Raw genomic sequence first — 12,621 nt, forward strand, 5'->3', positions numbered from 1 at the left:
CGCACATGGCGCATCTGGCCGTCGACGCCGATCAGCTCGAAGCGCAGGTCCGGGCCATCTTCCAGGCCTGGGGCCTGCCGACCGAGCAGGCCGAGGCCTCGGCGCGCATTCTGGTCGGCGCCGACCTGGCCGGTATTGAAAGCCACGGTGTCGGTCTGCTGACCATGTACAGCGAACAGATCGCCCGGGGCGCTGTGATCCCCAATGCCCCGATCACTACGGCGGTGGAGCGGGGAGCGATCGCCGTACTCGACGGCGGCGGCGGCTTCGGCCATCTGGTCTCCCTGAAGGCAGCCGACCTGGCCGCGGACAAGGCGGCAGCGCTGGGTGTGGGAGCCGTGGCCGTACGCAACTCGCACCACTTCGGCGCTGCCGGACTCTATGCCCGCCACATCGCGGAACGCGGCCTGCTCGGCTTCTGCACCACCGCGGTCTGGCGACCGGCCATCGTGCCCACCGGCGGGCGCGAGCCGATGCTCGGCACCAACCCCATCGCCTTCTCCGCACCGGCAGAGCGCAATCGCCCCTTCCTGCTCGACATGGCGACCTCCACCGCGGCCATTGGCAAGATGCGCGTCAAGCTCTTCGCCGGCCAGCCGGTGCCGGAAGGCTGGGCCTTCGACGAGCAGGGCAACTGGGAGCGCGACCCCACGCCGGCCTTGGCCGCTCCGAAACTCTCCCCTCTGGGCGGGGACGAGGAACACGGCGGCCACAAGGGCTACGGCCTGGCTGCCATGGTCGAGATCCTGTCGACGACGCTGGCCGGCGCGACCTTCGCACCGCTGCGCCCAGCCGAACAGAAAACGCATGGCGTCGGCCACTTCTTCCTTGCCCTGGCTCCCGACCTCTTCCGCCCCGACGGCGGTTTCGGATCGGACCTGGACGCCCTGCTGGATGCACTGCGCGGCAGCGCGCCGCTGGATGCAGCCCGTCCGGTCGAGGTGGCCGGCGACCCGGAATATCGGCGCGAGGCGGAACGCCGCGCCAACGGCATACCCCTGCCCTCGACCCTGGTCGAGCGGTTGCGGGAGATCGCGTCCCAGGCGGGCGCACCCTTCCTGCTGTCCGATGCGAGACAGGAGGCAATCGGATCATCGCCTCACTCGGAAGCGATGAACTGAGAATCACCAACGGGAGGACGAAATGAATAAATCCAAACTTCTCGCCGCGACGGTCGTTGCCGGACTCGGCATGGGCCTGGCCGGCACGGCCGATGCGCAGCAGCTGCGCTTCATGACCGGTCCGCAGGGCGGCTCCTGGTATCCGCTGGGCGGCGCCATTCAGAACATGGCTACCGAGTCGCTGGGCGCGAACATGATCGTCATGCCCGGCGGCGGTGTTGCCAATGTGCAGGGCGTGCAGAACGGCGATGCCGACTTCGGCTTCGGCAACTCCATCTCCACCGTGGATGCCGTCAACGGCCGCGAGCCCTTCGAGGGTCCGACCGACAATGTCTGCAACCTCGCCACCCTCTATCCGCAGTACTTCCAGATGGTGGTGACCCAGGACAGCGGCATCACCTCGCCGGAGGATTACGAAGGTCGCCGCCTGGTCACCCAGCCGGTGGGCAACACCGCCGAACAGGTGATCCGCATGGTCCTGGACGTGGCCGGGCTGTCCTACGACGACATGCGCGGGGTGGACTATGTCTCCTACTCCGACGGCGTGGCCCTGTTGCAGGACGGCAATGCCGACATCTTCACCCTGGGCACCACGGTTCCGGCCTCCTCGATCATGGATCTCGCCAATTCCCGCAACATCTCCCTGGTGTCGCTGGATGACGATTTCATCGCCGAGATGATCGAGCGCAATCCGGGCTTCTCGAAGCTCACCATCCCCGCTGGCTCCTATCCGGGTCAGGACGAGGATGCGACCGTGGCCGGCTACGCCACGCACCTCATCGTGCGCTGCGACGTCGATGAAGAGCTGGTCTACGGCCTGATGAACGAGATCTGGGAGAACCGCGAAGATCTCGAGGCCATCGCCGGTGCCATGCGCGGCCTGACCATCGAGCAGATGGGTGCCGACAATGGTGTGCCGATGCACGCCGGCGCCCTGCGCTTCTATGAAGAGAATGGCGTGACCTACTAAGGCACCGCCCTCTCCAAGGAGGTAGGCCGGGTCACGCTGCCCGGCCTACCTCCCCCTTTCGGTACCAACAGCGCGGCATCATAACGCGACGATCAGAGAACAGGGGCAGGCCATGGCTGAGGATCTCGCACAGACGGAATCCGGCTACGTCGTTTGGACCAGACGGCTGGTCACGGCAGTCGCCGTGGGCATGAGCCTGTTCCATCTCTACATCGCCTTCTTCGGCCCGCCAAACGCCTTCACCCTGCGCTCAACCCACCTGGGGTTGGCCCTGGTCCTGACCTATCTCTCGATGCCCGGCACACTCCGGCGACGGCCCAGCGGCCCGGGCTGGTGGGACTGGATCCTTGTGATCGCCGCCATCGCCGCGGCCTCCTATCCGGTCATCGAGCTTCAGTACTTTTCCACCCGCATGGCCTATGTGGGTCCTGTCAGCCAGGTCGACATTTTCTTCGGCGTGCTGATGATGGTGGTGATCCTGGAGGCAACCCGACGGGCGATCGGCGCAATCTTGCCGGTCACGGCGTTGCTCTTCCTGGCCTACCAGCTGATCTTCACGTCGGTGGACCCGATTAGACTGGTCGAATACCAGTACATGACGACCGATGCCATTTTCGGCATTCCGATCCAGGTCTCCGCCACCTACATCGTGCTCTTCGTGCTGTTCGGCGCGCTGTGCGAACGCATGGGCGTGGGCCGCCTCTTCATGGACTTTGCGCTGGCATTGACCGGCCACACCGCCGGCGGCCCGGCCAAGGTGGCCGTCGTGTCCTCGGGCATCTTCGGTTCGATCTCCGGCTCGGCCACGGCCAACGTGATGACGACCGGCACCTTCACGATCCCGCTGATGAAGCGCATCGGCTACAAACCGGCCTTCGCCGGATCGGTGGAGGCGGTGGCCTCCACCGGCGGGCAGATCATGCCGCCCATCATGGGTGCTGCCGCCTTCGTCATGGCCGAGTTCCTGGGCACCAGCTATCTCGCGGTCGCCACCTTCGCCATCCTGCCGGCAGCCCTCTACTACTTCGCCGTCTTCCTGGCGGTCCACCTCGAAGCCCGCAAGCAGGGCATGCAGGGCCTACCCAAGGCCGACCTGCCGCGACTGAGGGAGGTTCTGCTGGAGCGTGGCCACCTCTTTGGCCCGCTGGTCATCATCATCGGCACGCTGCTGTACGGATACTCTGCCCCCTTTGCGGCGCTTTGCGGCGTGCTGTCCGTGGTACCAATTGCCATGCTGCGCAAGTCGACGCGCGCAGAGGTCACTTTCCGCAAGGTCATCGATGCGCTCTCCGCCGGCGCCATCAATGCCATCATCGTGGCCATGGCCTGCGCCTCGGCGGGCATCGTCATCGGCGTCATCGCCCAGACCGGCCTGGGACTCAGCTTCACCGGCGTGGTGCGCGCGCTGGCTGCGGACTCCCTGGTGCTCGCCCTGATCCTCACCATGGTCGCCGGCATCATTCTGGGCATGGGCATGCCCACCACGCCGGCCTACATCGTGCAGGTCGCCCTCCTGGTGCCTGCCATGGTTCGCCTCGGCGTGCCGGTGGAGGCCGCGCACCTCTTCGTGCTCTATTTCGCCATCCTCTCGGCCATCACGCCGCCGGTGGCCATCGCGGTCTACGCCGCCTGCGGCATCGCCCGATCGCCGATCTGGGAAACCAGCTTCACCGCGGTGAAGCTGGCCTTCACCGGCTACATCATCCCCTTCATGTTCGTCTTCGGCCCCTCACTGCTGATGATCGGCCACTGGACCACCGTGGTGACGACGGCGATCACCGCCTTCTCCGGCGTGGCCCTGCTGTCCATAGGCTTGCAGGGATACATGCTGGGGCCGGTGAAGTGGCTGCCGAGACTGCTCTTCGTTTCAGCAGCCTTCGTGCTGATCAAACCGGGACTCCTGACCGACAGCATCGGCGCAGCGCTGACCCTCAGCGGGTTGCTGATCGACTATCTCTACAGACGCGCAAGCCGGGACGCGCCGCCACAGGCAGCCACCGACAGCGCACCCGTGAAAACCGGAGGGGAATGAATGAAGGACCGTCGACCCTTGCGCTCACCGGAAAGCCTGCGCAGCCATCGCTGGCTGGGCGTGCAGGACCTGCGCGCCTTCGGCCACCGCTCCCGGTTGCAGCAGATGGGCTACGACCGCGCGGACTTCGCCGGCAAGCCGGTGATCGCGATCATCAACACCTGGTCCGACATCAACCAGTGCCATGCCCATCTGCGCACACGCGCCGAGGAGGTGAAACGCGGCATCTGGCAGGCCGGCGGCTTCCCGCTCGAACTGCCGGCAATGAGCCTCTCCGAGCCCTTCGTGAAGCCCACCACCATGCTCTATCGCAACTTCCTGGCGATGGAAGTGGAGGAGCTGCTGCGCAGCCACCCCATCGACGGGGCGATTCTGCTGGGCGGCTGCGACAAGACCACGCCGGGCCTGCTGATGGGCGCAATCTCCATGGGCCTGCCCTGCCTCTTCGTTCCCGCCGGGCCTATGCTGCGCGGCAACTGGCGTGGCCAGGTGCTGGGTTCGGGGTCCGATGCCTGGAAGTACTGGGACGAACTGCGCGCCGGCAACATCTCCGAAGCCGACTGGGAGGAGATCGAGGGCGGCATCGCGCGCTCTTTCGGCACCTGCATGACCATGGGCACGGCGGCTTCCATGATGGCGGTGGCCGAAGCCCTGGGCTTCACCCTGCCCAATGCCTCCTCCATTCCTGCGGCCGACGCCAACCACCCGCGCATGGCGACCGCCTCGGGCCGGCGCATCGTCGAGATGGTGTGGCAGGACGTGACACCGGATCAGATCATCTCACGCGAGGCGGTGCAAAACGCCATGGTGGTGCACAACGCCATGGGCGGCTCCACCAACGTGATCATCCACCTGATCGCCATCGCACGGCGTGCCGGCATCTCCCTCGATCTGGCGGACTTCGATGCCCTGTCGCGCACGGTCCCGGTGCTGGCCAACGTCCGGCCCAGCGGCCAGTACCTCATGGAGGACTTCTGGTACGCCGGCGGCCTGCGCGCGCTCATGAGCCGCCTGCGCCCGCATCTCGATCTCTCGCTGCGTACGGTGGCCGACAAGCGCTGGGAAGAGATTCTTCAGGGCGCGGAGGTTCACAACAACGACGTCATCCGCGACAACGACAACCCGGTCTTTGCCGAGGGCGCCACCGCGGTGCTGACCGGCAACCTGGCGCCCAACGGCGCCGTGATGAAGCCGGCCGCCGCCCGCGCCGACCTCCTGTCGCACCGCGGCCCCGCGCTGGTCTTCCCGGACTATGACGCCATGGCCAAGGCCGTGGAGGACGAAGGCCTGGAGGTGACCCCAGACCACGTCCTCATTCTTCAGAACGCCGGTCCCCAGGGCGGCCCCGGCATGCCGGAGTGGGGCATGCTGCCGATCCCGCGCAAGCTGGTGCGCCAGGGCGTACGCGACATGCTGCGCATTTCCGATGCGCGCATGAGCGGCACCTCCTACGGCGCCTGCATCCTTCATGTGGCGCCGGAAGCCTGGGTCGGAGGCCCCCTGGCCCTGGTGCGCAACGGCGACGAGATCGAGGTGGACGTGAGCCAGCGCAGCCTGAACCTGCGCATCGACGCACGCGAGATGGAGCGCCGCCGCGAAGCCTGGAACCCGCCGGCGCCGCGCTACCAACGCGGCTGGGGCGCCCTATTCCAGCAGCACATCGGCCAGGCCGACCAGGGCTGCGACTTTGACTTCCTGCAAGCCGGCGCCCCGACACCGGAGCCGGAGATACATTGAGGCTGGGGGAGTGCGCAAGGGCGTAAGGAACCGACAGACTGAGCATCGTACCCCATTCTGTTATCCCAAGCTCTTCACCCAACGAAAAAGGGCCCGGCAAAACGCGCCAAGCCCTTGATATCAGTGACAGGAAGCAAAGAGATCAAACCGCCCCGCCGACATGGGCGGGGCTCTCTCAAGACTTATGCGAGCCTAGAATCTCAAGCCCGTCGAACTCCTGAATCCGTCGTAGGTCATCAACAGTGAGGGTGTCGCACAAGCCAGAATGCTCAGCGATTCGCATACGAGCTTCCTCATATGCGGCACGGCGGATCGGGTCATTTTGTGCGCCATTCGGGCCATAGGATGAACGGCGGTTTTGTGCCATCGGTTGTTGCTCCCTCCGTTGCCACCGTATCAGTTAGGATTCAACGAACGGTGTCCTATCGATATAAGGTGGCGACACTGAGGCTTTACCCCTCCCCAGAAAATGCCCTAGCTAATGGGACGTGCCCAGTATGTAGCTCCATGCAATTGCTCTGCAAGAGCAAAACCGTGGGCAGCATATAGCCTTTCGGTGTCGGGTCTCGGATTTCGAAGTCTAACCTCTTCACTTCCAATGGTTTTCCCAAAATAGTCAGCTGCGGTTAAAACCGTAGTGGCAACCCACCCAGGTTGGTCGGTCGTCGCAAACCGCTCAATCCATTTGATCGTTACGTAGCGTTTTCCGCGGGATGCATTGCCTATGGCGAGCCCGCATAGTTTATCCCCATCCCACAGTGCAATGTCGAATCGCCGAGGCGTCGATCGGAACTGCCGGTAAATCTTATCCCATGGAAAACCACCACCCGGAAGAAAGCCTTGTCCGGGATCTATGCTTTCAAAGTTCTTTATTGCGCTCCAATAGGCAAGCGCATGCCGGCCAAGCGGAAATATCTTCAAATCAATACTTTGAAGAAGGGGCAACATGCAGCGCCAGGTCGCGTCATAGGCTGCGTCACGGTATCCCTGGTATCGGCTTTGTGCTTCTTCATAAGGGCTCATGGGGGCCTATGGCTCCGGATGGATTGCGCAATTGTGATAACATACCACCGAACAGCGCATTCCCGGAAGGCGCTCACGCTGATTCAACACTCCTTACGAGTGGTCTCGTCGAAGCATGAAGCTTTGCCGTCACCCACTAACCGAGCATCATACCCCAGCTGTTACCCCAAGCGCTTTTCCCAAAGAAAAAGGACCTAGCGAAGTCCGCTAAGTCCTTGTTTTTCTTGGTGGGCGGTGACGGGATCGAACCGCCGACCTACTGGGTGTAAACCAGTCGCTCTCCCAGCTGAGCTAACCGCCCCCTATCCGCGCGCAAACGGCCGACCCAAGAGAACAGGCCGGCCGTTGCGACACGCATCGATCAGGAGGTCGTCAGTTGACGGCGTCCTTGAGGCTCTTGCCAGCCTTGAACTTCGGCTGCTTCGACGCCGGGATCTGCATCTTCTCGCCGGTGCGCGGGTTGCGCCCCTCGGAAGCCGCACGCTCGCTGACAAGGAAGGTGCCGAAGCCGACGAGGCGAACCTCGTCGCCCTGCTTCAAGCTGTCGGTGATCGTGCCGAACACGGCATCGACTGCCTTGCCGCTGTCGTTCTTGGATAGGCCGGTCGCTTCCATCACGGCGGCCACGAGATCGTTCTTGTTCACTCTGAACCCCCCTCTCTCTGGGTTATGCTCACGCTGTTCATAATGCGGAGGCGCGGACTGTGGCGCACTCTAAACAACGCTTTTATGCGCCGTCAACGCGGAAAGCCGCGGCGGAACGCATTCTCCCGCCGCGGCCTTGCCGCATTAATGGGTGAGTCGGTCGCCCCGGTTCTCCTCCACCACCGTCTTGGGAAGAGGATCAACCTCCTCGGGCTCGCTCCAATCGATGGGGGTGAGCTTCCCGGCAAGCGCGTGCTCCAACACCTGGTCGACGGTGCCGCAAGGCACGATCTCCAGGCTGGTCTTCACACTGTCGGGCACGTCGGCGAGGTCCTTCTCGTTCTCCTCGGGGATCAGCACCGTCTTGATGCCGGCCCGTACCGCCGCCAGGAGCTTCTCCTTGAGGCCACCAATGGGCAGGACACGACCGCGCAGGGTCACCTCCCCCGTCATGGCGACATCGTGGCGGATGGGCACACCAGTGAGCACGGAGACAATGGCCGTGACCATGGCAATACCGGCCGAAGGCCCGTCCTTGGGAGTCGCACCCTCGGGCACGTGGACGTGGATGTCCCGCTTCTCGAAGACCGTCGGCTTGATGCCGAAGTCGACCGCGCGGCTTTTTACGTAGGATTCGGCCGCCTGGATCGACTCCTTCATCACGTCGCCGAGCGTGCCGGTGGTCACCGCCTTGCCCTTGCCGCGCAAGGTCACGGCCTCGATCTGCAGCAGCTCGCCGCCGACCTCGGTCCAGGCCAGTCCGGTGGAAACACCGACCTGATCCTCCTGGTCCGCCTGGCCGTAGCGATAGCGCCGAACCCCGGCATAGGTGTCGAGGTTCTCAGGCGTCACCTCGACCGCCGTGGAGTCGCCCAGAGCGATTTCCTTCACCGCCTTGCGGATCAGGCCAGCCAACTCGCGCTCCAGGTTCCGCACACCGGCTTCGCGGGTGTAGTAGCGGATGAGGTCACGCAGGGCCTCGTCGGTGATCGACCACTCTTTGGCCTTGATGCCGTGCGCTTCGAACTGCTTGGTCAGCAGGTGGCGCTTGGCGATCTCGATCTTCTCCTCCTCGGTGTAACCCGGGATGCGGATCACCTCCATGCGGTCCAGCAGCGGCTGCGGCATGCGCAGCGTGTTGGCCGTGGTGATGAACATCACGTTGGAGAGATCGTAGTCGACCTCCAGGTAGTGGTCCGAGAAGGTGTCGTTCTGCTCGGGATCGAGGATCTCCAGCAGAGCCGACGAGGGGTCGCCCCGCCAGTCCGCACCCAGCTTGTCGATCTCGTCCAGCAGGAAGAGCGGATTCGACGACTTGGCACGCTTCATGCCCTGGATGATCTTGCCAGGCATAGAGCCGATGTAGGTGCGGCGATGGCCGCGCATCTCGGCTTCATCCCGCACACCACCCAGGCTCATGCGCACGAAGTTGCGCCCGGTGGAGGCAGCCATGGACTTGCCCAGCGAGGTCTTGCCCACGCCCGGCGGGCCGACGAGGCAAAGGATCGGGCCCTTCACCTTCTTCATGCGCTGCTGGACGGCGAGATACTCCAGGATGCGCTCCTTGACCTTCTCCAGGCCGTAGTGATCCCGGTTGAGGATGTCCTCCGCCTTCCGCAGGTCGATCTTGGCCCGCGTCGGCTTCTTCCAGGGGATCGAGAGCAGCCAGTCGAGATAGTTGCGCACCACGGTGGCTTCCGCCGACATGGGACTCATGTTGCGCAGCTTCTTGAACTCGGCCTGCGCCTTCTCGCGCGCTTCCTTGCTGAGGCGGGTCTTGCGGATCTTCTCCTCGAGTTCGGCCAGCTCGTCCTTGCCGTCCTCGCCCTCGCCCAGCTCCTTCTGGATCGCCTTGAGCTGTTCGTTGAGATAGTACTCGCGCTGCGTCTTCTCCATTTGCCGCTTCACGCGGTTGCGGATGCGCTTTTCCACCTGGAGAACGCCGATCTCGGCTTCCATGAAGCCATAGACCTTTTCCAGCCGCTCGCTGACCGAAACGGTCTCGAGCAGTTCCTGTTTCTCGGGGATCTTCAGGGAGAGGTGCGAGGCGATGGTGTCCGCCAGCTTGCCGGGAATCTCGATCTGGTTGATCGAGACCAGCACTTCCGGCGGAATCTTCTTGTTGAGCTTGATGTACTGCTCGAACTGGGACACGGCGGTGCGTGCCAGAGCGTCAAGTTCGCGCTCCTCGCCCGCCTGCTCATCCAGCAGCTCGGCCTCGGCCTCGAAGAAGTCGTCCCGGTCACTGAAACCGGTGATGACCGCGCGCTGACCGCCTTCGACCAGCACCTTCACAGTGCCGTCGGGCAGCTTGAGCAGCTGCAGCACGGTGCCCACCGTGCCGATGGTGTAGATGTCGTTCGAAGAAGGATCGTCCTGTGCCGCATCCTTCTGAGTGACCAGCAGAATCTGCTTGTCGTGCTTCATCACGTCCTCGAGAGCCTTTACGGACTTCTCGCGGCCGACGAAGAGCGGCACGATCATGTGCGGGAACACCACAATGTCCCGCAGGGGCAGAACCGGAAAGACGTTGCCTGAGCTTACTGTCACGATAATTCCTCTTGCCGCTCGGCGGCGGCCAGGTGGCCCGCCGCGGTTTGCGTGTGCCCGCGACCCTCATAGAGGCATCGCGCGCTCACCGTCAAATTGGCTGCACCGGGACACTCTTCAAGGTCTGGGTACAAAGGGGGTGATGGGTGACGTCCGTCCGACAAGCTCAAATCGCCCCGGTCGCACGCGGAAGAGGGGCACTCCCCTCGTCCGCGCGACCAGGATACGTCGTGAACCGGGGGAAGCCCGGCGACGGCGCAGAAGGTGCTACGCACTGGTGCCGACGTCGCCTCGTCGGTCGGCATAGATATAGAGCGGCTGGCCGCGACCCTCGACGACTTCCCGGTTGATGACGATCTCCTCGACGCTGTCGAGTCCGGGCAAATCGAACATGGGGTCGAGCAGGATGCCCTCCATGATGGACCGCAGGCCGCGTGCACCGGTCTTGCGCTTGATCGCCTTTTCGGCGATGGCCTTCAGCGCGTCGTCGGTGAACTGCAGCGTGATGTCCTCCATCTCGAAGAGGCGCTGATACTGTTTGACCAGAGCGTTCTTCGGCTGGGTGAGGATCTCGATCAGCGCTTCATCATCCAGGTCTTCCAGGGTCGCAACCACCGGCAGGCGGCCGACGAACTCGGGGATCAGGCCAAACTTCAGCAGATCCTCCGGCTCCACGCCGCGCAGGATCTCGCCCGCCTGGCGTTCGTCCGGTCCAGCCACCTCGGCGCCGAACCCGATGGCCTTGGTCTTGCCCCGGCTGGCGATCAACTTCTCCAGGCCAGCAAACGCGCCGCCGCAGATGAAGAGGATGTTGGTGGTGTCGACTTGCAGGAACTCCTGCTGCGGATGCTTGCGCCCGCCCTGCGGCGGCACGGAGGCGACGGTGCCTTCCATGATCTTCAACAGTGCCTGCTGCACACCCTCGCCCGAGACGTCGCGCGTGATCGAGGGGTTGTCCGACTTCCGGGAAATCTTGTCGACTTCGTCGATGTAGACGATGCCGCGCTGAGCCCGCTCCACGTTGTAGTCCGCCGACTGCAGCAGCTTGAGGATGATGTTCTCCACATCCTCGCCCACATAGCCCGCCTCGGTCAGAGTCGTGGCATCGGCCATGGTGAAGGGCACATCGAGAATGCGCGCCAGCGTCTGGGCCAGAAGCGTCTTGCCGCAGCCCGTGGGACCGACCAGCAGGATGTTCGACTTGGCCAGCTCGACGTCATTGTTCTTCTGGCCATGGGCCAGGCGCTTGTAGTGATTGTGGACGGCAACGGAGAGCACGCGCTTCGCGTGGGACTGACCGATGACGTAATCGTCAAGAACCTCGCAGATATCCCCCGGTGAGGGCACCCCATCGCGCGACTTCACCAGACTGGTCTTATGCTCCTCACGGATGATGTCCATGCAGAGTTCGACGCATTCGTCGCAAATAAAGACCGTCGGGCCGGCAATGAGCTTGCGGACCTCGTGTTGGCTCTTTCCACAGAAGGAGCAATAGAGGGTGTTCTTGGAATCGCTTCCGCCAGACTTACTCATGATCCTCGCTTCGCGTCCCTTAGCGCAAGCATGTTAGACAGACGCCGAGCTGTCACACAACGGCAAAAAGGGCAGCCCACCTCTGGGTGGCCCGGGTGGGCTCCCGAGCGCGACAATTTCATTCAACAGCGCCGGACGCAAGGGGCGGCCTGGGCAACGATCACGAACCGGCCTTGTCGGACCCGCCGTCGCCCTTGGCGCCCTCGCCGCCTTCCGGGGTATCGCTGCGGCGACTGACCACCTCGTCCACCAACCCGAACTCCTTTGCGTCCTCGGCAGACAAGAAGCGGTCACGCTCCATGGCATCCTCGATGACCTTGATGTCCTGGCCGCAGTGTTCCGCATAGATCTGGTTGAGGCGGGCGCGCACGGCAATGATCTCGCGGGCGTGAATTTCGATGTCCGTGGCCTGGCCCTGAAACCCGCCCGAGGGCTGGTGCACCATGATCTTGGAATTGGGCAGGGTGAAACGCTTGCCCTTGGTGCCGGCACAGAGCAGCAGCGACCCTGCCGACGCGGCCTGGCCGACGCAGACGGTCGAGACGTCGGGCCGGACATACTGCATGGTGTCGTACATCGCCAACCCGGCCGACACCACGCCACCGGGCGAATTGATGTAGATGGAGATGTCCTTGGTGGGATTCTCCGATTCCAGGAAGAGCAGCTGCGCGCAGACCAGCGTCGCCACACCGTCGTGGATCGGCCCGGTGACGAAGATGATCCGCTCCTTCAGCAGGCGCGAGTAGATGTCATAAGCGCGTTCGCCCCGGTTGGTCTGCTCGACCACCATGGGAACCAGCGTATTCATGTAGATGTCGTGCGGATCGGTCATCGGCCAGTGGTCCCTTTGGCATGCTTCAGGCCGGCCGGATCCGGGAGGGTCCTCGAGTCAGCCGCGCAGACTTGCGCTGGCCGGAGCGAGGCTCCCCGAAAACGGCCAGGAACGGCGTCGCTGCCGACCTGCCCGGACTGATCTTCCGGGTGGCCGGCAGCGACGCCGTTCGATTCGA

At 63.9% G+C, this 12,621-nt stretch carries 9 protein-coding genes and 1 tRNA gene; 4 read left to right on the forward strand and 6 right to left on the reverse strand.

Features of this window, described 5'->3' with window-relative positions; genetic code table 11:
- The first annotated feature begins 5 nt into the window (after nucleotides 1-5).
- From ABZ720_RS07620 to araD, 4 genes are all read left to right on the forward strand, one after another.
- On the forward strand, nucleotides 6-1,121 hold the full coding sequence (locus ABZ720_RS07620; RefSeq protein WP_366554919.1) for an Ldh family oxidoreductase: 1,116 nt from the start codon (nucleotides 6-8) through the stop codon (nucleotides 1,119-1,121).
- A gap of 22 nt (nucleotides 1,122-1,143) precedes the next feature.
- Nucleotides 1,144-2,091: a TAXI family TRAP transporter solute-binding subunit gene (locus ABZ720_RS07625; RefSeq protein WP_366554920.1), complete on the forward strand. Its 948-nt coding sequence runs from the start codon at nucleotides 1,144-1,146 to the stop codon at nucleotides 2,089-2,091.
- Nucleotides 2,092-2,203: 112 nt separating this feature from the next.
- Entirely contained in the window at nucleotides 2,204-4,123 is a 1,920-nt protein-coding gene (locus tag ABZ720_RS07630; RefSeq protein WP_366554921.1) for a TRAP transporter permease, read from the forward strand.
- The gene (araD, locus tag ABZ720_RS07635; protein WP_366554922.1) at nucleotides 4,124-5,860 is read left to right on the forward strand and encodes an L-arabinonate dehydratase; all 1,737 of its coding nucleotides are present in this window, start codon (nucleotides 4,124-4,126) and stop codon (nucleotides 5,858-5,860) included.
- 474 nt (nucleotides 5,861-6,334) lie between these two features.
- Here the strand turns inward: araD and ABZ720_RS07640 are convergent, their stop codons facing one another.
- From ABZ720_RS07640 to clpP, 6 genes are all read right to left on the reverse strand, one after another.
- Nucleotides 6,335-6,883: a hypothetical protein gene (locus ABZ720_RS07640; protein ID WP_366554923.1), complete on the reverse strand. Its 549-nt coding sequence runs from the start codon at nucleotides 6,881-6,883 to the stop codon at nucleotides 6,335-6,337.
- A 225-nt stretch (nucleotides 6,884-7,108) separates the two neighbouring features.
- Nucleotides 7,109-7,184, reverse strand: a tRNA-Val gene (locus tag ABZ720_RS07645).
- A 71-nt stretch (nucleotides 7,185-7,255) separates the two neighbouring features.
- A complete protein-coding gene (locus ABZ720_RS07650) occupies nucleotides 7,256-7,528 on the reverse strand; it encodes an HU family DNA-binding protein (protein ID WP_366554924.1) in 273 nt (90 codons plus the stop codon).
- A gap of 144 nt (nucleotides 7,529-7,672) precedes the next feature.
- Nucleotides 7,673-10,081: an endopeptidase La gene (gene lon, locus ABZ720_RS07655; protein WP_366555167.1), complete on the reverse strand. Its 2,409-nt coding sequence runs from the start codon at nucleotides 10,079-10,081 to the stop codon at nucleotides 7,673-7,675.
- Nucleotides 10,082-10,345: 264 nt separating this feature from the next.
- Nucleotides 10,346-11,611 (reverse strand): ATP-dependent Clp protease ATP-binding subunit ClpX, encoded by a 1,266-nt coding sequence (gene clpX / locus ABZ720_RS07660; RefSeq protein ID WP_366554925.1) that lies wholly within the window; start codon nucleotides 11,609-11,611, stop codon nucleotides 10,346-10,348.
- 160 nt (nucleotides 11,612-11,771) lie between these two features.
- On the reverse strand, nucleotides 11,772-12,443 hold the full coding sequence (gene clpP, locus ABZ720_RS07665) for an ATP-dependent Clp endopeptidase proteolytic subunit ClpP (protein WP_366554926.1): 672 nt from the start codon (nucleotides 12,441-12,443) through the stop codon (nucleotides 11,772-11,774).
- Between the last annotated feature and the right edge of the window lie 178 nt (nucleotides 12,444-12,621).

Origin of the sequence: Aquibaculum sediminis (assembly GCF_040712085.1) — a bacterium.
GTDB lineage: Bacteria > Pseudomonadota > Alphaproteobacteria > Kiloniellales > DSM-21159 > Aquibaculum > Aquibaculum sediminis.

What these genes read in the sequence shown, in the direction of transcription:
- ABZ720_RS07620 (WP_366554919.1), top strand. Translation starts at nt 6, where the DNA reads ATGGCGCATCTGGCCGTCGACGCCGATCAGCTCGAAGCGCAGGTCCGG.
- ABZ720_RS07625 (WP_366554920.1), top strand. Translation starts at nt 1,144, where the DNA reads ATGAATAAATCCAAACTTCTCGCCGCGACGGTCGTTGCCGGACTCGGC.
- ABZ720_RS07630 (WP_366554921.1), top strand. Translation starts at nt 2,204, where the DNA reads ATGGCTGAGGATCTCGCACAGACGGAATCCGGCTACGTCGTTTGGACC.
- araD (WP_366554922.1), top strand. Translation starts at nt 4,124, where the DNA reads ATGAAGGACCGTCGACCCTTGCGCTCACCGGAAAGCCTGCGCAGCCAT.
- ABZ720_RS07640 (WP_366554923.1), bottom strand. Translation starts at nt 6,883, where the DNA reads ATGAGCCCTTATGAAGAAGCACAAAGCCGATACCAGGGATACCGTGAC.
- clpX (WP_366554925.1), bottom strand. Translation starts at nt 11,611, where the DNA reads ATGAGTAAGTCTGGCGGAAGCGATTCCAAGAACACCCTCTATTGCTCC.
- clpP (WP_366554926.1), bottom strand. Translation starts at nt 12,443, where the DNA reads ATGACCGATCCGCACGACATCTACATGAATACGCTGGTTCCCATGGTG.